Here is a 26989-nt window from a genome sequence, read left to right on the forward strand (position 1 = left end):
TAGAGCGCCAAAGAACAATAGACAGACAACTATTCACGTACCACAAACATCGTCTTCACCCGCAGCACCAGTTGATCATGCTGATTCGTATAACGCGTTTCGGTTGTCACGATATCCATTGAGGGACGGCTCTTGCCATCGATGATAGTCGTCACCCCGGTCAAACGATCATTGGCCGCGATCGGTGCCAGATATTCGTATTCCTCTTCGCCATGCAGAAGACGCTTGACATTAATACCGACACTCACCAGCTCTTCCCACAACTGCGTATTGCCCCAAAATGTAAACATCGTCGGTGCGGTTGGAGGCAGAGGAACATCATCATAACCGGCCTCCCGAGCGGCTGCAAGATCATAATAGATTGGATTCTCATCGCCGATTGCCCGAGCCAACTCGGCGATCTTACAACGCTCAACAGTGATCGCAAAGGCTGGAAAACTGTGTCCCAACTTACTTTTATCAAACATACAACAACTCCTTCATCGGTCTCAAGCAAGACACCAGAAAGGCGACTCGCGCATTTAGTATCAAACCTATCGTCCTGGTTGTCAAGCTAAAAATGTCAGGATCTGATCGCTTACTGCTTGCTTCGAGGAAATTGGGTGTTCCTCAATGTTAAGCGCTTGTGATATAATTTGCATACTGTCCCCCTGACAAGGGCTATAAGTGGGAGGAGCAAGATAAGGCACTCACAAACAGTCGCTTTATCTATACGTATATGTTTCGTAAGATTTTAATTGCTAATCGTGGTGAAATTGCATTACGTATCATTCGCGCATGTCGCGAAATGGGTATACGTAGTGTCATTGCCCACTCTGAAGCTGATCGCGATTCGCTCCCTGTACAAATGGCAGATGAGCGGATCTGTATCGGACCAGGTGCGAGTGGGAAAAGTTATCTTAATATTCCAAACATTATTAGCGCGGCCATTATTTCGAATGCAGAAGCCATTCATCCGGGCTATGGTTTTCTATCAGAGAACACCAGCTTTGCTCAGATCTGCAACGATGTAAATATCACCTTTATCGGTCCATCGGCGGAAGTGATGTCGATCATGGGCGATAAGGTATCAGCACGTCAAGCGATGGTTGAGGCAGGGTTGCCAACCCTTCCCGGCACACCTGTCTTGCGTACACTGGCTGAGGCAAAAGATGCAACCCATGACATTGGGTATCCTCTGATGCTCAAAGCGGTGGCAGGCGGCGGTGGACGAGGCATTCGCTTGATCAATCACCCGGACGAGTTCGATCACACCTTTACGGTAGCTCAGAACGAGGTCCGTGAAGCTTTTCGTGATGACGGCATTTATCTTGAACGTTATCTGCCTAAGGCTCGTCACGTAGAGATTCAAGTCCTCGTGGACAACTTCGGCAACGGGGTCCATCTCGGAGAACGTAACTGTTCTTGTCAGCGCCGTAACCAGAAAGTCATTGAAGAATCACCGACCCCTATTCTGCCACGCTCTTTGTGCGACGAAATGGGTATGCGAGCGATTAAGGCGGTTCAAGCAGTTGGCTATCGCAACGCGGGTACGCTTGAGTTCCTGGTCGATGAGCAAAATCGCTATTATTTCATGGAAATGAATACTCGTTTGCAGGTCGAACATCCTGTGACCGAGATGGTGACAAGCCTGGACCTGGTCAAAGAGCAGCTGCATATCGCTTCGGGCGAACCGATGCGCCTACGCCAGAAGGATATTCAACTTCGAGGACATTCTATCGAGTGTCGCATTACCGCTGAGGATGCCGACAAGGATTTCCGACCTCAGACTGGCGTGGTGGAACGATATCTGCCACCTGGTGGACCGGGTGTGCGCGTCGATAGTCATCTGTACACGGGTTATGAAATACCACCGCACTATGATTCTTTGCTCGCCAAGCTCGTCGTGTGGGCTGAGGATCGTGATCAGGCGATCGCACGTATGCAGCGTGCGCTTGAAGAGTTTGTGATCGAGGGGATTACTACCACGATACCATTCCATCAACGCCTGCTCGCCCACAAACGTTTCATCAGCGGTGATACCTATACGCGCTTTATTCAGGAAGAAGCAGAGTCGCTAGGCATCAAGTAGCAGACATGTCGCACGCCAAGCATAATTACATCGGGCATTTGCGTTAGATGCCTTGTTAGTCAAACGGGAGGTGACTTTATGTCTCGCGTAGTAGTAACCGGATTGGGACTGGTTACCTCGTTGGGCAATGATCTGGTCTCTACATGGGAGGCACTTGTTCAAGGAAAATCGGGGATTGCAGAAATTACGACTTACGACACCAGTAAGCATCGTGTGCACTTTGGCGCTGAGGTCAAGAACTTTGATCCCACTCTCTACATGGATCGTAAAGAAGCGCGTCGCAACGATCCCTACGAACAACTGGCTATTGCAACAACCAGGCAGGCTCTGGCACACGCCAAATTAGACATCACGGACGATATTGCCGACGAGGTCGGTGTCTATATCGGTAGTGGTATCGGCGGATTGACCACGATGCATGAGCAGTTCAAAATCCTGCTTGAAAAGGGACCCGATCGCATCAGCCCGTTCTTTATTAACATGATGATTATCGATGGCGCACCAGGCATTGTCTCGATCTTAACGGGAGCCAAGGGACCTAATTGGGCCGCCGTCTCAGCATGCGCCACCAGCGGCAACACGGTTGGTGAGGCCTGGGAGACCATTCGGCGCGGCGATGCCAAAGTAATGATCGCCGGTGGATCGGAAAAAGGTATCACACCTATCGCGATGGCCGCATTTGACAACATGCATGCACTCGCACGCTATGATGGAGATTGCCGCGAGGCCAGTCGTCCCTTTGACGCTGAGCGCTCAGGTTTCGTCATGGGCGAAGGTTCAGCCATGCTTATCCTGGAAGATCTCGAATTTGCGCAAGCGCGTGGAGCGACGATCCTGGCAGAAATGGTTGGCTACGCCAGCACAGGTGACGCCAGTCATGTCACAGCACCAGCTCCCGGTGGTGAAGGTCTGGTACGTGCGATGCGTCGCGCCTTACAAAAAGCCGGATTACGTCCCGATCAAGTTGATTATATCAACGCTCATGGTACAGGCACTCCATTCAACGACAGCACAGAGACGCAAGCGATCAAAACAACCTTTGGGGAGCATGCCTACCACATGCCTGTCAGCTCCACAAAATCCATGACGGGTCATACATTAGGAGCAGCGGGAGCCGTCGAGGCAGTCATTTCCATTCAGACCATTCTTAACGGGATTATCCCCCCGACGATTAACTTGCGTCATCCAGATCCCGAGTGCGATCTGGACTATGTACCGAATGAAGCTCGTCACGCGACTGTGAATGTGGTGATGTCGAACTCAATGGGCTTTGGTGGTCATAATACAAGCTTGATCTTCAAACGATACGAAAAGTAAGATGAACAATGGATAGAGAAAAACAATTATCGTGGTTGGAACGCATCGAAGAACTCGCCGCCGCACTCGAGGGGAGTACGGTCGGTGAGTTGACTCTGACCGAGGGTGCTACCGAAATCACAATTCGCCGCAGTCCAGGGATGGTAATGACCAGCGTCCCAACACAGGTCACATTTACCGCCGGTCAGCCACCGGTCGCGGGAAGTCGAGCGCCCAAAGCAGCTGATAAATCGCTGGCGATCGTCGCGCCTCTGACAGGTCTCTATTACTCGACGGCATCGCCCAGCACACCAGCCTTTGTGAATATCGGTGACGTTATCCATGTGGGACAGGTAGTGGCGCTGATCGAAGCGATGAAGGTTTTTAACGAGATCACTGCGGAGGTTTCAGGACGCGTGGTCTCTATCGCTCCCACCAATGGAGCCGTCGTCCAAAAAGGCGATGTGCTACTCCGCGTCGAACCCCTCTAGTAGCGTCGTGCCCTTGGGCACGATGTCCCACTCGACGTACGAAACAACTCGATCCCGGCGAGCAACACTGGCGCGCTTGATCGTACGTCGAGTGGGACATCGCTTGATCTCGGCGAGCAACGCTGGCGTGCTTGATCGTACGTCGGGTGGGACATCGTACCCAAGGGTACGACGCTACGTTACTCGAAAGCCTGGGCCTCTTCGACCATATATCCCTCGGCACGCAAGCGACTCAATACGCTCTCGCACTGAGCTCGATTACTGGTTTCCAACGTAATCGTCTCTTCACGTTGCATGATTGGCAAGCGACTGGAGATACGCTGGTGACGCACGTCGATAATGTTGATGCGCATCTCGGAGATGATTGCCAGCATGCGCATCAGCTCACCGGGACGGTCAGTCAGGCGTGTATGAATCACAAAGTAGCGGCCAGCCGTAGCCAGACCATGCTCGATAAAGCGTCCAACCAGGTTGATATCAATATTGCCGCCAGTCAGAGGGACAAGCACTTTTTTGCCGCGCAGATCAACTTTTTCGCTCAGAAGCGCGGCCAGGCCAATCGCGCCAGCGCCTTCAACCATCATTTTGCAGCGCTCCATGAGGAGAAGCACAGCGTTGATAGTAGACTCATCATCCACCAGAACAATGTCATCAACAAGCTTTTGAATGATAGAAAAAGTCAGATCACCTGGGCGCTTGACAGCGATACCATCAGCAATCGTGGTGGCGGCTGGTAAGGTAACAGGCGTGCCCGCATCCAGAGAGGCTCGGCAGCTACCAGCACCCGAGGCCTGGACGCCAATGATAGTAATGTCCGGCTTCAAAGCGCGAGCGGCGATAGCGATCCCGGAGATCAGGCCACCTCCACCAATCGGAACCACAATCGCATCCGCATCAGGCAGATCGGTCAGCATCTCCAGTCCGAGAGTGCCCTGGCCCGCCACAATATAGGGATCATTGAAAGCATGAATAAAGGTGGCTCCGCTCTGCGCTTGCAGCTCCAGGCAGTGCTGATAGGCATCATCGTAGGTAGTCCCATACAACACAACTTTTGCACCGTAGCCCTCGGTTGCAGTTACCTTCGCCAGAGGAGCACTTTCAGGCATCACAATCGTACAGGCCGTGCCATAGAAAGCGGCCGCAATCGCAACTCCCTGAGCGTGATTACCAGCCGAGGCCGCAATCACGCCCGACTGATGCTGCTCAGGCGTCAGGGTTGAGAGCTTATAACTGGCTCCACGGACTTTAAAGGCGCCCGACTTTTGCATATGTTCGCATTTTAAATAGACCTCAGCGCCAGTCATCTCGCTCATCGTGCGCGAGTACGACAGCGGCGTATGATGAATCGTCGGCTTGAGGAATTTATATGCACGCCAGACATCAGCGATCGTGACAGAGTTTACACCCTCAGGGGTAGAATCAGCAGATACATCACTATCTAAAAGATGCATTATGGTAACGACTCCTTCTTGTCCCACAGAGGACACTCCAGCCATCGTGGTTAAGAAATATAAGGCCGCAGCGCCTAAATGTTATGGGAAGGATTATAGCTCAAATCATACCTCGATGACAACCTGCCTTCCGCAAAAAGCATTCCAGGTAAAAAAACAGAACACCAGAATGCTTTAGTACTATATTGTTGTACTATAATATCATCTTTGCTACTATGCTATACAATTGATCAAATCCAAAGGATTTAATAGAGAACTGTATAAGTGTAATGACTATTCCCTAAAGGGATTTATATTTAGGGATTTACCCAAAAAGGAGAGAAAAATGGGTAATAAAGAGAGTAGAGAGAGTGGAGAGAGTAGGAACCCGTTCAGTCGTCGAAATCGAAATCGAAATCGGGATCGAGGCCGAGAAGACAGAGAAGACAGAGGGGGAAGACCAAGAGAACAACGCTCGTTGAATGTACTGCAGGAAGAAAGCTTAGTTATCCGACCAGAGAGCCCATTGACAAGAGCCCAAAGGCGATTAGGAGAATTACATACAAGCGAATTAACAAGCATGAGCGAGCGTCACGCACTGGAACTTGAAAGGGTACAAGATACAACAGCAAGTGAAGTGTTAGCGCGTAACAACTATGAAACGTTAAGGGCTGAACATAGACGCGAAAGAGCGTTCCTAACTAATATACATCGAGAAGAGCGTAGAGATCCACTAACCTATGAGAATCGACAACCAATAATCGCTGAGGAGCGACGAGGATCTAATGCGCCAACCTATGTCACAGGACCTTATCGACGCAGTGAAGATGATCGACCAACTGAACGGCCTTATGATGGAGTAAATCGACAACGAGACTCTAATGCAACAATTGCTCATTCAGATGGTAGACTTTCTATTCTACCGCCCTATGAACAATATCCACGACGACCATCTCTTGCACCAACCTATGCGTCAGATGGTTATCAATTCAGTCAAGACAATCCACGACCAACAACTTCTACTTCAGATGGTTCACACCCGAGTACAGACAATCCACGACGACCATCTCTTGCACCAAGCTCTCCTCTCGTAGAGCGACCATCCAGTCAAGACTACCCACCCCAACGACGACCATCTCTTGCGGTGCCTTATGACACACCACGACGACCATCTCTTGCGACGACTTATGAGGCACCACGATCACCATCTGAAAGATCAGCCCCTTCAGAAAGTACTCAGCCCCGTCGAGGTAGTAGATATAGTGATAATCGGAATAGTGCCCATGAAAGGGGATTTAATGGTGATCGGGGGGGATACTCTTAATTAATTTTTTAGGGTAGACATCCGGCGAGATATATTACTAATCCCTTTCCAAATTGTCACTAGCAAGGCTGCTTACTCTGATTACGTTCGTCAGAAGCAGAGACTATCCTACATGAAAAACGCGCTTCCGAAGCAAATCAAACTTCATCCTGCCATATTCCTGCCTTTTCATCAGCTTAAGGCATGTAATCTGGTCCTCGGTCTGCCACTGATACCAAGGAAGGTCCAAACCGACATGCACAGTAGCATGCCTAAATCCTCTGATAAAACTTCAAAGCTCCAACTTTTAGCAGTCTGTGTCCCCTCTATCCATGACGAAAGCAGAGAGGGACAGTGTTCATTGATCATGTGGTAAAGAAGCTACGATAAAAAGCGGGATGCAGAAATACTGCATCCCCTTTTATAATCAGGCAAGTAGTGGTTGGCTACTTATTAGTCGCGAGCACGAAAGATCTTGACACGGCGTTGCGGCTCCTTACCACGGCTACGGGAGATAAGGTTGTAGCGCGTGGCCATTTGATGCTGCATGCGACGAATGTAGGCATTCGCCGGAGCCAGTTCGGCGGTAGTAAGACCTTTGTTGAGCACTTGATGAATTGCATCTTCCGTCTCAAGCATGGCCTGCTTGGTTGGATCATCAAACTCGCTCTCGCTCTCATTTATTTGACTATGCGGATTTTCTTCTGAATTTTCACTCTCCTCAGATGTCGTCTCAGGAATGTCGAAGATGCGTGCCAGCGCATGCTGCATCTGCGCGATAGTGTTGTTCTTCAGAATGATGATTAATTTGCGTTCTTGCTCGGCCTGCTGTAAACGCTCGGGTTGACGGCGGTAGTAGTTCTTCAGCGTAATCACGGCATCGGCTTCGCGCTCGTTATTGGTGATCAGCACTGGCACACGCAGCTGCCGGGCGGACTCGGAGAGTCGATCCCGGTTGACGCCAAACGGATATACCTTCAACGTTTTCGGCAGTTGAAACTCGTTGGCAGGTTCACGCTCGCTGGCATTGTAGATCCCTTCAGTGATTTCGGACACTGGTCGGGTCTGTGTCAGGACAGCGGCATGCGACTCTCCGTCGTGTGGCGAAGTTCCTGTCGGTGCTAATGCTTGCACGGGCGAGGCGATACGTGCGGTCGTCTGGTTGCGACTGCGCAGGCGCTCTCCTCCTCCGCGTGGATCGATGGCGGGCACGGATGGATTGGTGTTTCCGCGCAACGGGCTCAGGTGATTACGATCTTGCGTATGATTGCGATCGGAGCGCTCAAACATACTGGTCGTGAAACCTGGACCCTGGCGTGGACCAGGACCTCCATAGCTATTGCCCCAACCGGGAACATCAAGTCCACCCGTCGTCACGCGACGAACGGTGACATCACCAGTCTCTTCATCACGCGTGCGCTCTTCTGCTGCAATCGGCTGACCGCGCAGCATACTATCGACCGTTTCGGCTACATCGCGATGAACGACCGCTTCTTCCCAGCTCTGTTGCTCGACGACTACCTCAAAAGTGGGTAGGGATTTACGCTCCTGGATACTTTTCTGCGTGTGACGCCGACGCGCCTCTTCGTCTCCCAGCGTGACAGTCTGGATACCGCCAACAAGATCTGAGAGGGTTGGGTTTACCAGCAAGTTCCCCAGCGAATTACCATGAGCCGTTGCGACCAGCTGCACACCACGTTCCGCAATCGTCCGTGCCGCAGCCGCTTCCAACTCGGTACCAATTTCATCAATCACGATGACCTGTGGCATATGATTTTCCACAGCTTCGATCATCACGGCGTGTTGCTCCGCAGTGCGTGCGACTTGCATACGTCGAGCGCGACCGATGCCAGGATGAGGAATATCCCCATCGCCCGCAATCTCGTTCGACGTATCAACAACCACCACGCGCTTATTGGCCTCATCGGCCAGCACGCGGGCAATCTCGCGCAACAGCGTCGTTTTTCCCACACCGGGACGACCCAGGATCAGGATGGATTGGCCCTGTTCGACAATATCACGGATCAGGGCAATACTGCCAAGCACAGCTCGACCGATACGGCAGGTTAAGCCGACAATTCTCCCTTTACGATTACGCAATGCGCTGATTCGATGGAGTGTCCGCTCAATACCAGCCCGGTTATCGTCGCCGAATTCCCCGATACGTTCAACCACAAACTCCAGATCGGCATGGGTTACCGGTGTCGTACTAAGGATCACTTCCCCCTCTGGGAACCGGCCCTCGGCAACTCGTCCGAGGTCCATTACGATCTCCAGCAGTTCGCTTCGGTTCTCTAGCCGATTGACCGCGTCGTGGATGCCTGGCGGAAGAGTCGCCAGCAGAGCCTCCAGATCGTCAGTGATCACATGTTGCATAGGCAGGTTATCACCTCGTTATTTTTTGGTTTGAATTGACCGTCCCCAGACCCTTCAAACCATAAGCCGCTCGTTGCTCCAGCAGGGGGACTGTGCTCTGCCTCGTGGCGAGTAACGCCACGTGTCGCACAAGCAGTGCCTTTGTCAGGACCTGCTCAAATCCACTATTACGTAGAGCGGTATGAACAAAAGAATCGTACTCACGCACCAGGCAATAGATGCGACGTACGTCAGTCTCCAGAAGACGCTGCATGCCGAACTGAATTAACGGCTCGGCCAGGTCAGTGTGCTCTGGATGCACCATCAAAGAGATGCTGTGCGGTGTCGAGCCGTGACCTCGACTAATCCGCATCCAAGCCCCAATACGCACACCCACGTCACATACATAATTCTCTTTACCCCTGGCAAAAAGGGAAGGAACAGGTTGTAGTGACCCGGCATGGAGTCTGGCATATTCCTCGCTATCCTCGTAGAGCTCGGCCGTCAGCACGCGTTGCGGCGTCGTCGAGCGATACAACTGGTAGAGTCCCCACACATGGTGGCGACGCCAGCGTCGGAGCGAGGGAATGGCAGATACATCTGAAACGTATGTTGACCTGGATTTTTGCTGAGATGGGTCATAGACATACGTCAGTTCACGCGCATAACGCTGAAATCCTGAGCGCTGGAACATATCCACTTCAGGAACATCGTCTTCAATTTTCGCAAAAACACGGAGGATGCCATGAGTTGCAGCCATCTCCACCGCGTATTCAAGGAGCGCAGACAGAATATCGTTGTCCGCGAGATTGATAGCATCGCTGTTGGCCATCGATGCGAGATAAGAGAGATCCCAGGCCATGTGGGATGGTCGTTCACGTACCTGGGCAAAGCCAAGTAAGCGCCAGTGATCTTCACAGATCCAGGTGCGAATCACTGGAGATAAAGGAAGAAGATTCCGCAAAGCTGGAGGCGTAGGATTGACATTCTCTACGGCCTCTAGCCAGCAGACAAAGTTAGCAAAATCGCGCTGATTGCCACGAGCACGGTGGTCAATGGCGTAGATGATTCCCGGTAAATCCACATATAACACCGGCCTTATCATCCACAACTCCCGCGTTGGATAGAAGGCTCATCTCACGACCGCTTCTACCGCTGCACGCTCTGCACTATGCGAAGAAAGTATTGATGAAAACGTGTGTCTCCTGATATCTCAGGATGAAATGCAGTGCCTAATAGGGTTCCTTCTCGGACAGCAACGATGCTTCCATCGTCGAGCGTCGCCAGCACTTCCACCTCCGGACCAACCTGTTCTACCAGAGGTCCACGAATGAAAAATGTATGGAACGGCGCTTCACCTAAAGCGGGCACAGACAGATCAGTCTCAAAGCTTTCCCGCTGACTACCAAACGCATTACGGCGGACGCGAATGTCCATGCTCGCCAGCAGAGGCTGGCCCGCGAGGGCATTGTCCGTCTCCTTCGCTAATAAAATCAGACCTGCGCACGTCCCCCAGGTAGGGACGCCGGCACGAATCTTCTCTTGCAGGATCTCGTGGAGTTCATAGACAACCATAAGCTTACCGATTGTCGTACTCTCGCCACCTGGTATTATTATACCATCTAAATTCTCAAGATGCTTGGGTAGGCGGACAGCAATTGCATCCACACCAAGCTCATGAAGCATCCTGATATGGGCCTCAAAATCACCCTGTAATGCTAATACGCCGATACGTGGGGTAAAGTTGTATTTTTCCATGTTTCATTTTTAACCATTGTGACTACCAACCACGGCGGGCCATTAACTCTTGCTCAGGGATTTTATCCACATTCAGGCCAACCATGGGCTCGCCCAGATTACGTGAGATCTCGGCCAGCATCTCAGCATCCTGGAAATGCGTGGTCGCCTTCACGATCGCCTTGGCGCGAGCCATTGGATCTCCAGATTTGAAGATACCAGAACCAACGAAGACACCTTCCGCACCTAAACGCATCATCAATGCTGCATCGGCAGGAGTCGCTATACCGCCAGCGGAGAAATTCACCACAGGCAACTTGCCAGTGCGCGCAATTTCAACCACGAGATCGTAAGGAGCTCCTAAATTTTTTGCCTCAGCCATCAACTCTTCTTCAGGCAGACTCTGTAGATGACGAATACCATCCATCACAGTACGCATGTGACGTACCGCTTCAATAATATTGCCCGTACCAGCCTCACCTTTGGTACGCAGCATCGCTGCACCTTCGCCGATACGACGCAACGCCTCACCCAGATCGCGTGCTCCACAGACAAAAGGCACCGAGAATTGATGCTTGTTGACATGGAAACGCTCATCGGCTGGCGTCAAAACCTCGGACTCATCAACGCAGTCAACGCCGAGCGCCTGGAGAATCTCAGCCTCGACAAAATGACCGATACGACACTTCGCCATCACCGGAATCGTCACAGCCTCTTTGATCTTGATGATCAGCTCGGGATCGCTCATACGAGAGACACCACCCTGTGCACGAATATCGGCGGGCACGCGCTCCAAAGCCATCACAGCTGACGCGCCAGCCTCCTCTGCGATCCTCGCCTGCTCGGCGTTTACCACATCGCAGATGACTCCGCCCTTCAACATCTCCGGAAAACTACGCTTGACCTGTATGGTCCCTACCTGTTTCTGCATACGTCTTTATCTCTCCTGCTATGTTTGTATCTGCCCAAGCTAAAAATAGCAGCCCAGCAGTGTATTTTAAATAAAGTTTAGCATACAGCGGAGAGCCACCGATACAGCCAATCAGCCAAAAAGAGACCAGCCATCTTGGCAGACACCCCAAATCAAGCTATCTTTTAGAAGAAATAAGTAGTGTATCTAATACCTGCTTGATAACGCATTCAATCTCGTATATCGGACCAAGAATATGTAGCGAGACCAAACTGTACACCAACGAGATTTGTGAATACTGGAGCATATTGGGCTAATATGATTAATAATTCTGACACTGTCTTAGAGGGATTACGAAGATCGCCAGCTTGCTCAATCAAATTCCTCGCCACGATTTCGCTATCAAAAGAGTGAAGACGCATCAGAAAATCGTCAGGCGACTGGGCTTCAATATCAAAGGGCTCAAGACTTTTGGTAGGGAAATCTTTCAGATTCTTAGTGACAATCACTTGAGCACCTACCTTTACAGCCGCAGCCAACACATGTCGATCCTTCTCATGGTTCGTCATAGAGGGAATCAAAGAGCCATAACCATCTACGCATGCTGATGGGAAAGCCCTTTTAATAGCATCTCTCAAAGAAGCGGCTTTAGGTTCATTCATCTTTCCCTTATTAACTAAATTTCTACATACCTCTTCTAAAATCTCATCTGTGAAATGAGCCCTATACAGATTGTTACTTGCTGTTCTCAGAAGAATATCACGCAATGAGCTTGGAAAAAGTACATTAGCGTCTAGGACCGCATTAAAAGAAGACATCACCCAATCCCCTCACATTCTCATCTACAAGAATTAATATTGCTAATCGTATATGCCTTCATCTTCAGCTAGATGAGTAATATTGACAAGCTCTTGACGTCTAATTTTATCTTGATGGTTTTGATACTTTAGAATATCGCTAAAACGAATACGCCTGTGTGAGCCAACTTTTATGTATGGAATTTGATTTTGATCCAGTAATTTAATTAAAAACGGCCGTGAAACATTCAAAAAATCCGCTGCTTCCTGCGAGGTTAACTCTCTATTTACCGGAATAATACTTACAGTTCGTCCTTTTGACAGATGATAAGTAATTTGGCATAATGCTCTAAAGACCGACTCTGGTAACTCTATTTCAAAGCCATCAGGTCCAATGAGTTTCGGAATCCCCTTTTCCTGAGCACTATTAATAACTCCATTTAAGATTTGCAATCTTGGTCTCTCATTATCTTGTGGTGTAACTGGATCAAGCACATCCATCATTTTTCCCTCACCTTATTACTAAGTTTCTATGGCATACACAATTCAGTATACTCCGTATTCAAAATAAACGCAATATCTGCAATATCTGCAATATCTATAATAGTATATCGTATTTTATATTTTTTATAAAATCAAGCAAAAATACAGATAAAATATAATTTTACCTGTATCAAAATAGATGATGTTAATAATAAACTAAAGGTTGAATTACTCAACTCTCATGCAGGTAACAACTGTGTAGGACTAATCTCCTCAATCTCTATAATGACATCGAAAAACTGTGAGAGCGAGAGATCATGATAGCCTCCCCCATCGACATGTTCGGACCCAAAGTTACGAAAGGGATGGTGTTCATTAAGCCACGTACGTGCCTTTCCGTCAGGAGCTGAGCGCAGATCCAAGAGATAAAGCTTTCCAGCCTGCTTTAACGTGTGGTGATAGCTTTCCTGACTGGCTGGCGCGAGTGTATATGCATGACGACCAGCAACAAGCACATTTCCTTCATGATCCCTCAGGATGGCAGTATGTGCACCTTCAAAAAAGCTAAAGCCGATCGTCAGGTAGCGCTCGCGATACCATTGACGCAAATCTAGCCCCATCCAGTTAAAAGGGATAATCTCACCGGATCGACTCGTGTCCCACTCTCCCACCGTTCCAATGTGCCAGTTATGAGCCCAGAGCACTATTTTTGTCCCTGGATCAGCATGTTCAAGAAGCCAGCGCGTATTTTCCGCCATAAAGGTATCGCGTTGCTGGGCCATGTTTTTAATATCTTCTGAGAACGTACCGGCGTCACCATGCCGAATCCGTATCATGGCTTGTTTGGCAACCAGGGCCTCTTGCAAGATATATGTGTAAGCGGATTGTGAGTTGCGGGCGACATACTCAATTTCATGCTCCTTCAAAAGCTCATAAACCTGTGTAGTGGCATCAAGAAAGTGCTGACGAACTGCTGGTTCGGGCAACGCCATAAACGATATTTCAGCCATACCTCGATAGAGATCAGCTACCTGGACACTACGTTGCGGATCGACAGTCTGAATATATTGCACAATCTTGTCCAGGCCAGCAGCGTTGGGTAGTACGCTATCAAAACCGGCAAACTGGACCTTTTGAACATGTTGGGGATCAGCATTGTAAGCACGTATCCACTCGATCAGATCAAGCACTTCCCGGGTATACCAGATTCCATAGGCGTTCTTCCGCAGGAGGTTTTTAGCATCACCCTCTCCTGTAAGAACGTAATCGTTGATCGCTTCGGCCTGCATCCAGCTCATTTCCATGGCAAACATGGTAAAGCTCATCTTTTCCACGAGAAATCTTAGCAAGCGATGTTTCATCACGAAGAACTCGTGCCCTCCGTGGCTGGCTTCTCCCAATCCAACTATAGAAGCATTACCTACAATCTGCTCCAAAGGGGCTAAATCATCTAGAGGGGCCTGAGGATCGAGGGTTGTAAGAGGAAGAGCTTTTTCTTTGATCCAGGATATGACTTCATCGTTCTCCTGCGGCATATCAATACATTCCTTTCCATTCATTTGCATAGTATATTGATAACACAAAATGAGCAAGAAAGGCAATGTATAATTTAAAGAGTAGGTAAAAAAAGAAAGGGTGTATTTAGTCGCGCAGTAGATGGAGGCTGATGCGGATGGCTTGGTCAACGCGCTGCATCTCTTCCGGAGTAATCACGCCGCGTCGCCTGATCAGACGTGACTTCTCAACAGTCATAATCTGTTCGCATTTGACGTCGGTGAAATCGGTTAATCCATTGAGTTGATTGGGGGTGATGCGTATATGGAGCGGCAATTCTCGTTCGGTGCGGCTCATGGAGGCAACGATAGTAAGGGGGTATGATGACGATGCATTCCCTCGATCATTTTGTATAATAAGTGCCGGTCGGGTACCCTGTTGTTCTGCGCCTCGACCCGGTGACCAATTCACGTCCCAAATCTCTCCACGGCGGGGATTCGGAGCATTTGTGCTCAGATCCGGTTGGTGTTTCAGGCTGGGCAAAGATTGCCTCGCCTCATTACTCATGCAAACATACCTTCACAGCACGCACTAAAACAAAATTGGATTTCTTCAAGTGTTTCTGGGAGGGAACCTAGATAGGAGTAGGCTTCGTCGAGAGAGTGGTTGAGAGTGGAGAGTTCGCGTTCACGTTTTTCAATAATGGCCGATTTGACTTGTTGATAATCATCCTGCCGCACTAGATCCATAATAGCTTCTAACACGTCGCCAAGAGAGGAATCAAGTTCCATAGCCAGAGCGTTAAGCTCGGTATGTTGCGTTGAAGGTATCTGAACCGATTTTCTAACGAGGTTCTCGTGACGGTACAGGTCTGTATGCATCACAGCCATAACGGTGCCTCCTGCTAATAATACAATCTCACCTCCTCTTATTGTACAGAGAGGTCTCTCAATTGTCAATGAAGGTATGACTGTTTTATTAGAAAGCTTAGAGATTAGCTCAGAAAAAGCTTAAAAATTCAAGCGAAAGCAAGGTTTCAGGCCACTATTTTTTCGCGTTGTAATACTGGCCTAGCCGCAAGGCAAACAGGATGCCAAATGAAACCGCCAGCAGGACAATTGAAAGCGCAATCGACTGGTCTAGATCCGCTTCAGAGGCCACATACACTGCAATCGGCATCGTCTCCGTCACGCCAGGAAAGTTACCTGCAAAGGTGATCGTGGCCCCAAATTCTCCCAGAGCACGCGCCCACGTCAGTCCAATCCCCGTCAGCAAAGCCGGTCGGATTAAGGGGAGGACAATCCGCCGAAAGGCATAGAGCGGCGAAGCGCGTAAGGTATAGGCCGCTGCTTCATAGCGTCGATCGAGCTGCTCAAGTCCCGCTTTGGTACTATTGATAAAAAAAGGTGCCGCTACAAATACCTGCGCCATCACCACCGCAGCGGTTGTAAAAGGAATTGTGACACCAATAAAATTTAGATATTGTCCCAGCAGACCCAGCCGTCCAAAAGTCAGTAAGAGAGCAACACCCGCGACCACTGGGGGCAGGACGGTAGGAAGAGTTACCAGTGTCTCTAATAATTTACTGCCTGGAAATGGTACACGTACCAGAACATAGGCTACCGGCAGACCAAACACGACGGCAATACCTGTGCTGATACATGTTGTCACCAGACTCAGTTGCAACGCTTGAAAAATACCAGGTTGCTGAAATTCGCTCCAGATCACGCCTGGCGGCTCGCGAAACAAGAGCGCTACCAATGGAACTCCCAAAAAAAGGAAAAAAAGACTGGTGAGGATCGCTACAACGACCCTCACTAACCATGCGGATATGACTACGTGCTCATGGCTTTGAGCTCTCATATTCATAATCTTCACATTAATCCTGTCAGTATCCACGAACGAGAGGCGACAAACCGGTCACCCATCTGATTTATTGGTTAGCACCGATAAATTGATATTTTTCCAGAATACTTTGTCCATCTGTGGAGAGAATGTAGCTCACGAATGCCTGAGCCGCTTGCTGCTGGGTACTCCCGGTCAGGACTGCGACAGGATACGTAGCAACAACGTTATATTGATCATCGATGGGAATAACCGTCACTTTTGAGGATTCGGCAGACGTTACATCGGTACGATACACAATGCCAGCATCAGCATCACCCAATTGTACTTTGGTCACGACAGCTTTGTCATTTTCTTCTTGAGAGACAATATTGGCTTTGACACTCTTTTCATAAGCCGATCCATATTGGGCGGATTTCCCAAGATTGTCGAGCACCTGCAAACCGTACTTTCCCACAGGCACCGCAGGAACTCCGACCACAAGCTTTGTTCCCGCTTTTGAAAGGTCCTTCAATGTCGTAATATGACCTGGATTACTGGCTGGAACGATAACAACCAATTTGTTTTTCGCAAAGATCTGGCTGGTCGTAACGAGCTTGGCAGTCTTAGCCAGTGTCATATGCGAGACGTCAGCGGAAGCAAAAATATCAGCGGGGGCACCATTCGCTAGCTGTTGCTCCAAAGCTTGTGAGCCATTGAAATTGTACGTGATGCTCACATTCGGATGGGCTGCATGATACGCTGTTTTAAGCGCATTGAATGATTCAGTCAAGGACGAGGCAGCATAAATTTTTAAGCTCACTGGAGCTGCCGCTGCGGTTGGGGAGGATGTGGTTGTGTTACTACCTGATGTTGTTCCTCCACAGGCCGCAATGATAACGAGAAGAACAGCCAGCGCGATAGGAAGCATAAAACGCGAAAGTTTCACAGACAAATCTCCTCTAAATGCTACATATTTATTTTAAATACGAGTACTCATAGATTGAGTATATCACACATTCGTAAAGACTTATCTGCATTTATCGTAAAGAATCCAAGGCATATGCAGGAGAATAAAATAAGGACTCATATCCAGGAACGTGAAAAGGGAGGAAACACATTGATGCCAATTTACCACTTTCCAGCGAGATCAAGCTACCATTTGGGCGCGGTCAGAAGCATAGTACGCCAGCAAACTTTATTGCATTCAGAAAAAAAAAAGGGTATACTTGCTTATAATTGAAAAGGCTAAATAAATAAGAGAATTCCTCTATGTAAGTTAGCATAAACTTGAATCATGAGCAAGGTGTGATGTTAAAACAGATCGTCAAAACAGGACAATCTCACCCAAGAAAAATCATGCATATCCTCCCCATCCTTCACGGAAGTATTCTCCGCAGAAAGTATTTCGAGATGAATTACCTCGAAACTACAGATAGTGTCACCACCCAGATTACCCCAAGAAGACTTAGGATCGCTATACCGCAGCAGAACCATTCTTGTTACAACCCATCGAGCAACCAACAAACAAGAGTCAGCAGAAATAAAATGCTACTAACCTTTAAGGTAGAAAGGAAATAATTTTCATGGCTACATCTGAAAAATTCTATCGATCAGACAACTCAAACCGAGGTTCTCAAGTAGAAAAGTATGGCAGCCAAACCGATCTACTAAAAGAGAGTAAAACAAGAGGCGATGCAACTAAAGAAAGTGATACAAGAGGCGATGCAACTAAAGAGAGCACATACCAAAAGATACTCACAAAGATAGAGAAGGGTTACAATAGGATAAAAAACGCCTTTGAAAAATCCATAAACTATCTTAAAGGTAATGGTTATGAAGATAGAGCTACATTGTTACAAAATCGTTTAGATGAAATAACTAAAAAATATCATAGGAGCAGAGATGCTCTGGCTGAGAAGTATGGGCAAACAATAATTCCACATGGAGAAGGCTACAACCCAAATAGGCAAGCTCCACAGCCAGAGATGCGTGGATTGGAAACAGTAGACAGAACGCCTCCTTCTCCAAGATCTTTCGATTCTAATGTACTAAATTGGGCGGATAGAAGAATAGACTACAACAAAACAAACAATAGCAACCCCCGAGATCTAGAGTCAGCAATAACGAGCAAACTTGCTGAGTTTGGTATGGCACGCAGAATAGACAAGGAAGCATATAGAGATGACAAGCATATTTCAGACAGATTAGCTGAAGATAAAGTATTAGTAAAAGATTTAAAAAGGTTAATTAATCAAGAGAAAAAGTGGAAATCAACATCTCTGGAAACAGAAATAATTAAAGCGCAAAGATCAGATCCTGAGATAAACGGATTGGAAAAAGCATACCAGGACTTCGAAGCCGTGGCCAGAGCACAGCAACTAAAGCATGAGGTTAATGGCGATAAAGATGGCGAGATTGGGAAGATAGAAGATCGTTTAAAGACTAGAGAGCAAGGCAAAAACGCAGCAGTGGCTGCTCGAAAGCAGGAGATAGAAACTAGCGTAACAAATAAACACGAAACAGAGGGGAAAATCATACAAAGTCAGCAGGAAGAAACAATAGGTAAGATCAAAGACAATAGAGATATAAACAACAGACCACCAAGTCACGAAGACGGGAAGGACGCAATGATGAACAGTATGTATAGGAGTGAGACTACCCCTAAAAGCGAAGTAAAGAATTGAAAAATTGGTGCATCTTAGCATGATGTGTGTATGTAAACAAGTACAAAAAAGCAAATGGGTATGTCACATTAATTTTGCCTCAATTTCATGTGTTCAGCCGTAAGACAAAGTAGGAAAAGGAACCTAATACATCTTACTATCATCAGCTAAAGTAAAATTTGAGGACATGAAGAGACAAGATGGGATATAATAGTAAGGAGTTCATCGTTAATGAAACCATTCCGTTAGAATGGTAGAATCGGAGAAATCATGAGCGACCAGTTTGAAAAAAAACCACCCATAACAACAACCGACGCTGGTATTCCCGCCACCAGTGATGAATATTCACTTTCGGCAGGTCCAAATGGTCCTTTGTTGCTTCAGGATCACTATGTGATTCAGAAGATGGCTCAATTCAACCGTGAGCGTGTCCCGGAGCGTGTGGTGCATGCAAAAGGTAGCGGAGCGTTTGGATATTTCGAGGTGACAGCGGATGTCTCACAATGGACCAGTGCTGCTTTCCTGAATACAATTGGAAAAAAGACCGAAGTACTGGCACGCTTTTCGACGGTGGCTGGTGAGCTAGGATCAGCAGATACCGCCCGCGACCCTCGTGGCTTTGCACTCAAGTTTTACACAGAGGAAGGGAACTACGACCTGGTTGGCAACAACACTCCCATCTTCTTCATCCGCGACCCTTCAAAATTCTCGGATTTCATCCATTCGCAGAAACGCATGCCAGATACCGATATGCGCAGCAATAATGCACAATGGGATTTCTGGACTCTGTCGCCTGAAGCTCTCCATCAGGTAGCCTTTCTGATGTCCGATCGTGGCACGCCAAAGACCTATCGGCATATGAATGGCTACGGTAGCCATACATTCATGTGGATCAACGCGGAAGGCAAGAAATCCTGGGTCAAATATCATTTCAAGACAGAGCAGGGCGTTGAGAACTTTACCGATGCTGAAGCGACAGCAATGGCCGCCACAGATCCTGATTACCATCGCCGCGATCTGCGAGCCGCGATCGATGAGAAGAACTTCCCCGCCTGGCGCCTTGAGATGCAGATTATGCCCTTCGAGGATGCAGCCAACTATCGCTTCAATCCATTTGATCTGACAAAGGTCTGGCCGCATAGCGATTATCCACCCATTACGGTTGGACGCCTGGTACTTGATCGCAATCCGGAGAACTTCTTCGCTCAGATTGAACAAGCATCCTTCGAGCCCGCCAACATGGTTCCTGGCATCGGACCCAGCCCGGATAAAATGCTGATTGGACGCATGTTCAGCTATCCCGATACCCATCGCTATCGCATTGGACCTAACTACTTGCAGTTGCCGGTCAACCAGCCGAAGAACGAGGTACATAGCTACAATAAAGACGGTGCTATGCGTTACAAGTACGATAGCGGCCATCCTGTCTATGCTCCCAACAGCTACGGCGGTCCAGCAGCGGATACGACCAGAGTCGATCCAAGCTGGGAAACGAGCGGGGAGATTCAGCGTAGCGCGTATGTGCCACATGCAGAAGATAACGACTTTGTGCAGCCTGGTAACTTCTATCGCCACACGCTCTCGCAGACCGATCGTGATCATCTGGTAGCGACGCTGACCGCACATCTTAGCAATCATGTCGAGCGCTTCATCCAGGAGCGGGCCGTCAATCTCTGGTATAAGGTTGATAGCGATCTCGGCACCCGTCTGGCAGAGGGGCTGGGAATACCTGCGACTCTTCTCACTCCTGAGCAAAAGTTAGAGGGTGCTCAAGCTGATTAAATAAAGCTTCAAGGTACTTGTTCTGCCTACAAACGGAACAAAAAAAGGAGTTGGGATTTGATCTCAATTCCTTTTTTTGCGTCTGGATTGTGCTTATTCTCAATGCTATGCTGGATCACGCGACAATAATTGGCGTAAACGATCGATGTCGTGCAACGTATGCTGAATATTGATAGACATATTCAGGCGCTGAAAGACCTCTAAAGCCTTTTCATAACACGCCAGGGCTTTGTGGATGTTCTGCTGGCGATCACCGAGCGTCAGATCTGCATACGCCTGTCCCAAATAGTGCTGATTGACCGCCCATTCAAGCGGTGTCGCCTCACTGTTTTGAATCTGCAACGCCTCCTCAAAACACGCAATCGCTCGTTCCAGATAATCTTGCTCCTGACTGGTAGCAATACTCCAATAAGCATGGCCCAGACTACCCTGAGTCTGAGCCCATTCATCTTGCATATGTTCACGCGCATAGACGAGCAGCGCAGCACGATAACAGGAGATTGCCTGGTGCATGTGAAAGTATCTGTCTCCAGCTTGCAGTTCCTGGTAAGCGTTGCCCAGATTACTCTGCGTTTTCGCCCATTCATAGGGAGTATCTCTGCGACTATAAATCTGTAGCGCCGACTCAAACGAGGCGATCGCTTTTTGAAGGTTATCCTGATGGATAGCTTCATATTCAGCGCGTATCATCATATATGCATGGCCCAGATTATAGTGTACGTTGGCCCAGGCAAGTGGATGTTGCACAAAGGTATAGATCTCTAAGACGGCCTCAAAACAGATAATCGCCTGACGCAATTGCTCTTGTTCATCTCCCGCAGGCATGTCCAGATAGGTCAAGCCAAGCATATTATTGGTCTTGGCCCAGTCAGATGGATAAACATCTCGCACATAGACTTGTAAGGCCATACGGAAGCAGTATACTGCTTGCTCCAGACGCGTTTGTTCATCGCCTATCGACATCAAATTGTAGGTGATACCGAGATTGTTATAGATAGTCGCCCAATCCAGGGGAGCATTTTCACGCGAATACACATGAAGAGCGGCCTGATAGCAATCTACAGCAGCCTGGAGACTGCTATCACTTTCGTCACCAGGCATGTTGCGATAGGCATTGCCCATACTCTGCATCGTACCCGCCCAGAGTTCCGGATGTTCCTCAAAGGTGTTCACCTGCAATGCCGCCCGATAGTGCACAATGGCTCTCTCTAGATTTGTCTGACGTTCTCCACCAGGCAAAAAAGCATAGATGTTCGCCAGACAGTAGTGCGCCTTCGCCCATTCCTCGGCATCATCTTCATAGGTATAGACGCGCAAAGTCGCCTCGTAACAATCAAGCGCTTTACGTAAAGTCGCATAGCGATCGTCGGTAGGCAATAAGCAATAAAGATTGCCCAAAGCATGCAAGGCACATGCCCATGGAAGCGGATAGAGCTCATAAGTGTAGATCTCCAGGCAGGATTGTAAACAGGAGAGCGCCTTGAATAAAGATGAACGCCGACTACTTCCTCCAACTTGAAAGTAGATCAAGGCAAGCTCATATTGGGTCAGAGCCCATTCAGCCTGCGACGTCTCGCGCGTAAATACTTCAAGTGAGATTTGCAGTGAAGTGATTGCTTTACTGATATAGTGTGCATCATTACTTACCAACATCAAACGACGATAGAGTATCCCTAGCTGCTGCTGCGTCCTGGCCCATTCGATTGGCGCTGTACTTAAAGAATAGACATCTAACGCCGCTTGAAAGCACGCCTCCGCCTGTTCCAGATGGGCTAGCTGATCTCCAACCGCAGAGGCTTCAGACTCACGATGAGCTAATCCTAGATTATATTGAGCATCAGCGACTACACGCCGCTCTTTATCTTCATTCATGCAGAAATAATACCCTGTATGTCACCAACCAAAGGAAGGTTTCTTCCCAAGCGCTTTCTATGCATAAAAACTAAAATCTTCTCACATGGATTGTAAGATGTGCTTTGCTGCTTGTCAACCGCATCAATAAGACGTTTCAGTCGCTCCTTTATTAGCAAAATGTGGATACATTCTTAATACTCATAGACAATCAGAAACATGACTCCCGCCGTGAGAAAAGTTCTGCCGTCTCTTTGCCATCAGAATAGTGAGAAATAGAAGAGCTTCATTTTTTAGATGAAAAAAACATGAATTCCCATCCCAAATTATGAACAGATATACATTAAAGAGTATAAAAATATCTATTGTTATGTTTCAATGCAACGCACGTTTTACTATATTGAGAGAGACAAACATGAAGGATGGTTTATCTCTTTCAATCACAGCCATTGCAAGTAATGCTAAGAGAAAAGCTCAAGAGAAAGAAGGCGCATGTGGCGCACGTTGCAAGGGAGGAGGAAGACAGAGATGCTATCAGGACCACATTCCACCGGCGATACTACACAATCCAAAATCACCAGCAGAAGGTCTTTTAGCCAGGAAGGACAGAGCGAATCCATGCCGAAAAATGCCATCTTACGCCATTACGCCTTGGTCATACGAGATCGTCGCATACTGATTCTATGTTTTTTCGTCATCTGTACCAGTGTTACTTATATGCTCAGCCTCTATCTACCTCCTGTTTACCAGGCAACAGCAATGATTAAAATCGGTACAGTCACAGGTAACGATGCTGATCAAACCCAGGCTCTGATAAATAACGGACCGATGCTGGTAACCAGTCCAGAAGTATTGCAAATTGCCGCTCAAAATCTGGCCCCCTTTACTTTCCAACAACTACAACAGGTTGTCAGTAGCTCGATCATTCCCCATACGCAACTCCTGCTAATTCAAAGTCGAGCGATCTCGGCACAACAGGCGATACAGATCGCCAACGCCGTAGCAAAAAGTTACATACAAACCCAACAAACCAGAGAGATAGCAGATTTTCAGACAATCCTGCAGGCGCTAACGGTGCAAATCAAAAGCACCAAGCAAAGTCTGGATAACGCACAACAGAACCTGAACGCGTCGCTGCCGGCATCCAGCCCACCACAGCAGATCTCACAGAAAAAAAGCCTGCTTGATACGTATCAGAAGAGTTACAATCAGCTCCTGACCCAATATAGTCAGGTACAGATCCAAAAAGTACAGGCAGCAGATCTGCTGCATATCGTCCAGCCAGCGACAGCCACAGAGCAACCAATCAGTCCGCAGATCTGGCTCAACACGCTACTCGCAGCCGGAGCCAGTCTGGTCACGATATGCCTGATGGCACTCCTTGTCGATTGGCTGAGTAGCTCTCTTAAAACTGCCGATGACGTAACGGCGCTGCGCGGATTACGATCATTGGGTCAGCTCCCCCTCCAACGTTCACTTCATGATAATAACCAGTTACTTGATTTCTCTGAGCAGAAGTTGGATGCTCTACACGACGCGATTGCAGTGATGGGTATAAACTTTCAAATACTCTATAAGGGTCAGCGTGCCTTGCTTTGTACCAGTCTTCACAGGCAGGCCGGAACAACATTAACGGCATCACAACTGGCGATCATCCTGGCTCGTTCAGGCATGCGTGTCTTGCTCATTGATGCACACCTCGCAGATCCAGCACTGCATGCAACCTTCAATCTACCCAATACCTATGGCCTCACCAACAGTATCAACGATTTTATGGATCAACCTGCCTCTTACACATCCAGCTGGCTAGCCCAATGGAAAACCTACGTGCCAAATTTATGGCTCCTACCAGCTGGACCCATGCACGATCATTATCAGATACAGATTGCCACACCCCACCTGATACAGTTAAAAGAACGGTTACTGGCTCAACCATCACTCAATGTGCACGCGACCTCACCTCAGCTGATCGATATCATCATTTTTGATGCGCCTCCTTTAGAAGAAGGAAGTCTGACACAAAGGCTTACAGCCGTCGCCGATGCAAGCATTCTGGTCATAAAATCCCGGCAAGAGCAGCCCGAAAACCTGATCAAAGCTCATCGCCTATTGCAGCATCTAGAAACTCCAATACTGGGAGTGGTAATAAATAAACACAAAGCTCACTATCGATCGTACTTTTATCGCGCTCAGCAACAATTCATAGAAACAAATAAAGAAAAAGAGCCTGCAATTGCCGCCGTCACGCTCCAGCAGAGCAGCAGCAAGGAGGTAGATACAGCACTCCTGGAGGTTGTAGCAACCACACAAACACCTCAATCGCCAGCACAGCGAGAATTACCTGAGACGCCCCAACCGTGGAGCAAAAATGATCTGTGGGCACAGACAGCTCAGCCCAAATTTTCATTGCCCGTGGCAGCCTCAGAGCAGACACAACGCTTCCGTGCGCTCCTACACCCATCAATCACGGCACCTCACCATACGAATCATGCAGGCCAGCCAGAAAAATTAACACGCCCACTACCGATCGTAAAAACGGAGCACCATGAGGGAGCAGAAGAAGCGTCTAACAATGATCCAATTACATCATTAGAAATACCAAATGTAGGAAATCCATCTACGCAGCAGGGATTGACGCTTCAGAGCAAAAAAGATACATATCAATTCAAGGGACGACACGAACAAGAAAGGTATCGCGAGATCCGTGAACAATTAACATAATATCGCAAAAAGTTATAGCGCCGATGTGGCATTGGCGATGTGTATCCCAATGGGGTGATATGCTCACCGACGTAGCGCCGTGGTCTTGTGCCCGGCGGCCAGTTCACGCACGGAAATGTCCCCATCGACGATGTTTCGTCTCATCTTGCCGCATTGGGTGGCAAAAACGAGCGGATCATACGTCACGTGGCCGCCGGGCGCAAGACCACAATACTTCTCAGTTAAACATGTTTCTTTTCTTCTGTTGTTCACCATTGTGATGGTCAGAAAACGGATCTCATGCGATGACCTCCTGGGGTGGGGAGGGCTTTTTGCTCTTCCACTCCTGTTCACGTGGATCCACCCCCTCTGGTCGCTCCCAGATCTTCACAAAATCGAGGAAGCTTTCTCCTGGAGCAAAGGTCGCATAGGGAGGGACGTCCCGCTTTTTTCGATGCCATTTCTGGTAATACAGCTTGAGCTCCCGTCGGTTCATGCGGACACGCTGTGCGGGCAAGAGCGTGAGCATGGACACGTGTCGGATGAGGCGGTCCAGCAGCCAGCTTTGACACGAGGGATCAGCCAGAAGACTCTCTCTGATTGCTTCTTTGAGTGCATGCTTGGTCTGCGTAAAGCTGATCTGATCCGCATCGACCTGTCGCTGAGCGGCTGCCTCCCATTTCACCGCGCTCACCGCATAGTGAGCCAGGAAAAGGGCGTACACCTCTTGCTTTACCCCCTCAGGCGTTCGTGAGCGCAGCACGTTGATCTGCTCTCGCAAGGACGATTTGATTTCTTTCAACATCGTCTCCACTTCCCAGCGTTCACGGTAGATCTCGATGAGTTCACTGGCAGGGTAAACCTGTTCATCCAGCAGCGTCGTTGCCAGTCGATAGCATCGTCCGGGCGTGCCAAATCTGGCATCTGTCATCACATACTCGATCACACGGATCGTAACGGGGCGTGTCCCCTGATGGTTGCTCGCACGACGATTGGGGGTGACGGTGGTCAGATAACTTCCATCGCTGAGACGTTTCTCGACGCGACGTCCCACGGTGCTGCTCAGTGCACATATCACCTGGGCGTTGAGCGTATCCTGCACGTGTTCAAAAAACCAACTGCTGAAAAAGCCACAATCCCCCAGAATGAGCATGTCGGATCTCACGTGGGGAAAGAGCTTGGGCAAGGCATGGATCTCGGCCTGCGCGTGCGTTCCCAGAACCACATCAAGCACGCAACGACTTCCACATTCTATGAGTGCCACCGCTTGAATTTGGGGATAGGGACCCTCACCATGCTGGTTGGAGGAACGCCCAAACGCTTCGACGTTGGCCGCCGTATCAGGCACATTGAACTTGGTCCCATCAAGAGCTACCAGACGATGCCCTCGATAAAAGGAGGCGGGGTGACGGCTGCAATGGGCTCGCGGGCGACAGCACGCGATCATGACGCGATGGAGGATGTCCGCATCAAAGCGTTCCCGTTGATAGCTGATCGTTCCCGTCGAGAGGGATGGGAAGATCTCTGATGGATGCAGCAAGGCAAAGGGATGGGCCAGTGCATGCCACACCCGGTGCTGAGACTCGTCGGGGCAGAGCCCGTTCATGAGCAGTTGAAGGAAGAACAGGGTTCGAGTAAAGACGCGTGTGCGGCGTTGCTTGGCTGGGAGCAAAGATGCAAAGCACGTATCGAGGATCTCTTGCGGGAAGAAGGACAGCAACAGATGTCCGTTGAGCTGGTCACTCAATTTGTCTTGAGCCTCAATATGGCGTAAACTATACATGAAGAAGTTCCTTTCT

At 48.8% G+C, this 26989-nt stretch carries 23 protein-coding genes; 6 read left to right on the forward strand and 17 right to left on the reverse strand.

The features are described from left to right. Window positions 1–29 precede the first annotated feature (29 nt). Window positions 30–467: an FAS1-like dehydratase domain-containing protein gene (locus AC27N8_RS21660; protein ID WP_487069483.1), complete on the reverse strand. Its 438-nt coding sequence runs from the start codon at window positions 465–467 to the stop codon at window positions 30–32. Window positions 468–718: 251 nt separating this feature from the next. On the opposite strand from AC27N8_RS21660, the gene accC reads away from it, so the two are divergent. The 3 genes from accC (at window position 719) to AC27N8_RS21675 (ending at window position 3858) form a co-directional block, all read left to right on the forward strand. Further along, entirely contained in the window at window positions 719–2071 is a 1353-nt protein-coding gene (gene accC / locus AC27N8_RS21665) for an acetyl-CoA carboxylase biotin carboxylase subunit (protein WP_487069484.1), read from the forward strand. Window positions 2072–2149: 78 nt separating this feature from the next. After that, window positions 2150–3388, forward strand: a complete 1239-nt coding sequence (gene fabF, locus AC27N8_RS21670; RefSeq protein WP_487069485.1) for a beta-ketoacyl-ACP synthase II — start codon at window positions 2150–2152, stop codon at window positions 3386–3388. A gap of 8 nt (window positions 3389–3396) precedes the next feature. Continuing rightward, window positions 3397–3858 (forward strand): acetyl-CoA carboxylase biotin carboxyl carrier protein, encoded by a 462-nt coding sequence (locus AC27N8_RS21675; protein WP_487069486.1) that lies wholly within the window; start codon window positions 3397–3399, stop codon window positions 3856–3858. Between the two features lie 179 nt (window positions 3859–4037). On the opposite strand, the gene ilvA is transcribed toward AC27N8_RS21675, so the two are convergent. The 13 genes from ilvA to modA all read right to left on the reverse strand — a co-directional run bounded on the left by ilvA (window position 4038) and on the right by modA (window position 17140). Beyond that, on the reverse strand, window positions 4038–5309 hold the full coding sequence (gene ilvA, locus AC27N8_RS21680) for a threonine ammonia-lyase (RefSeq protein ID WP_487069487.1): 1272 nt from the start codon (window positions 5307–5309) through the stop codon (window positions 4038–4040). Window positions 5310–6307: 998 nt separating this feature from the next. Then, the gene (locus tag AC27N8_RS21685; protein WP_487069488.1) at window positions 6308–6496 is read right to left on the reverse strand and encodes a hypothetical protein; all 189 of its coding nucleotides are present in this window, start codon (window positions 6494–6496) and stop codon (window positions 6308–6310) included. Between the two features lie 548 nt (window positions 6497–7044). Beyond that, entirely contained in the window at window positions 7045–8967 is a 1923-nt protein-coding gene (locus tag AC27N8_RS21690) for a R3H domain-containing nucleic acid-binding protein (protein ID WP_487069489.1), read from the reverse strand. Window positions 8968–8977: 10 nt separating this feature from the next. Then, window positions 8978–10039 (reverse strand): hypothetical protein, encoded by a 1062-nt coding sequence (locus tag AC27N8_RS21695; RefSeq protein ID WP_487069490.1) that lies wholly within the window; start codon window positions 10037–10039, stop codon window positions 8978–8980. Window positions 10040–10095: 56 nt separating this feature from the next. Beyond that, the gene (gene pdxT / locus AC27N8_RS21700) at window positions 10096–10704 is read right to left on the reverse strand and encodes a pyridoxal 5'-phosphate synthase glutaminase subunit PdxT (RefSeq protein ID WP_487069491.1); all 609 of its coding nucleotides are present in this window, start codon (window positions 10702–10704) and stop codon (window positions 10096–10098) included. Between the two features lie 22 nt (window positions 10705–10726). Beyond that, window positions 10727–11614, reverse strand: a complete 888-nt coding sequence (pdxS, locus tag AC27N8_RS21705; RefSeq protein ID WP_487069492.1) for a pyridoxal 5'-phosphate synthase lyase subunit PdxS — start codon at window positions 11612–11614, stop codon at window positions 10727–10729. A gap of 209 nt (window positions 11615–11823) precedes the next feature. Continuing rightward, window positions 11824–12411: a VapC50 family PIN domain-containing toxin gene (locus AC27N8_RS21710; RefSeq protein WP_487069493.1), complete on the reverse strand. Its 588-nt coding sequence runs from the start codon at window positions 12409–12411 to the stop codon at window positions 11824–11826. Window positions 12412–12453: 42 nt separating this feature from the next. After that, the gene (locus AC27N8_RS21715) at window positions 12454–12894 is read right to left on the reverse strand and encodes a helix-turn-helix domain-containing protein (protein ID WP_487069494.1); all 441 of its coding nucleotides are present in this window, start codon (window positions 12892–12894) and stop codon (window positions 12454–12456) included. A gap of 218 nt (window positions 12895–13112) precedes the next feature. After that, window positions 13113–14408 carry an erythromycin esterase family protein gene (locus tag AC27N8_RS21720; RefSeq protein ID WP_487069495.1) on the reverse strand — a complete coding sequence of 432 codons (1296 nt, stop codon included), beginning with the start codon at window positions 14406–14408 and terminating at the stop codon, window positions 13113–13115. Window positions 14409–14514: 106 nt separating this feature from the next. After that, window positions 14515–14934: a type II toxin-antitoxin system PemK/MazF family toxin gene (locus AC27N8_RS21725; protein WP_487069496.1), complete on the reverse strand. Its 420-nt coding sequence runs from the start codon at window positions 14932–14934 to the stop codon at window positions 14515–14517. Next, window positions 14931–15257 (reverse strand): hypothetical protein, encoded by a 327-nt coding sequence (locus AC27N8_RS21730; protein ID WP_487069497.1) that lies wholly within the window; start codon window positions 15255–15257, stop codon window positions 14931–14933. The genes AC27N8_RS21725 and AC27N8_RS21730 overlap by 4 nt, the downstream gene beginning before the upstream one ends. Window positions 15258–15411: 154 nt before the next feature. Continuing rightward, window positions 15412–16230: an ABC transporter permease gene (locus AC27N8_RS21735; protein WP_487069498.1), complete on the reverse strand. Its 819-nt coding sequence runs from the start codon at window positions 16228–16230 to the stop codon at window positions 15412–15414. A 70-nt stretch (window positions 16231–16300) separates the two neighbouring features. Then, window positions 16301–17140, reverse strand: a complete 840-nt coding sequence (gene modA / locus AC27N8_RS21740; protein ID WP_487069499.1) for a molybdate ABC transporter substrate-binding protein — start codon at window positions 17138–17140, stop codon at window positions 16301–16303. 637 nt (window positions 17141–17777) lie between these two features. Here modA and AC27N8_RS21745 point away from each other — a divergent pair. Together AC27N8_RS21745 and AC27N8_RS21750 are read left to right on the forward strand one after the other, a co-directional pair. Then, window positions 17778–18878, forward strand: a complete 1101-nt coding sequence (locus AC27N8_RS21745; protein WP_487069500.1) for a hypothetical protein — start codon at window positions 17778–17780, stop codon at window positions 18876–18878. A 249-nt stretch (window positions 18879–19127) separates the two neighbouring features. Further along, window positions 19128–20639 carry a catalase gene (locus AC27N8_RS21750; protein WP_487069501.1) on the forward strand — a complete coding sequence of 504 codons (1512 nt, stop codon included), beginning with the start codon at window positions 19128–19130 and terminating at the stop codon, window positions 20637–20639. A gap of 105 nt (window positions 20640–20744) precedes the next feature. On the opposite strand, the gene AC27N8_RS21755 is transcribed toward AC27N8_RS21750, so the two are convergent. Next, the gene (locus tag AC27N8_RS21755; RefSeq protein ID WP_487069502.1) at window positions 20745–22511 is read right to left on the reverse strand and encodes a tetratricopeptide repeat protein; all 1767 of its coding nucleotides are present in this window, start codon (window positions 22509–22511) and stop codon (window positions 20745–20747) included. A gap of 507 nt (window positions 22512–23018) precedes the next feature. Between AC27N8_RS21755 and AC27N8_RS21760 the strand changes: the two genes are divergently transcribed. Then, on the forward strand, window positions 23019–25211 hold the full coding sequence (locus AC27N8_RS21760; RefSeq protein ID WP_487069503.1) for a tyrosine-protein kinase domain-containing protein: 2193 nt from the start codon (window positions 23019–23021) through the stop codon (window positions 25209–25211). A gap of 63 nt (window positions 25212–25274) precedes the next feature. On the opposite strand, the gene AC27N8_RS21765 is transcribed toward AC27N8_RS21760, so the two are convergent. Together AC27N8_RS21765 and AC27N8_RS21770 are read right to left on the reverse strand one after the other, a co-directional pair. Continuing rightward, window positions 25275–25544: a hypothetical protein gene (locus AC27N8_RS21765; RefSeq protein ID WP_487074839.1), complete on the reverse strand. Its 270-nt coding sequence runs from the start codon at window positions 25542–25544 to the stop codon at window positions 25275–25277. After that, window positions 25489–26973 (reverse strand): IS4 family transposase, encoded by a 1485-nt coding sequence (locus tag AC27N8_RS21770; RefSeq protein ID WP_487064900.1) that lies wholly within the window; start codon window positions 26971–26973, stop codon window positions 25489–25491. Before AC27N8_RS21770 ends, AC27N8_RS21765 begins: the two co-directional genes overlap by 56 nt. Window positions 26974–26989 lie beyond the last annotated feature (16 nt).

The sequence above is a fragment of the Dictyobacter sp. Z7_2 genome, from assembly GCF_057551105.1.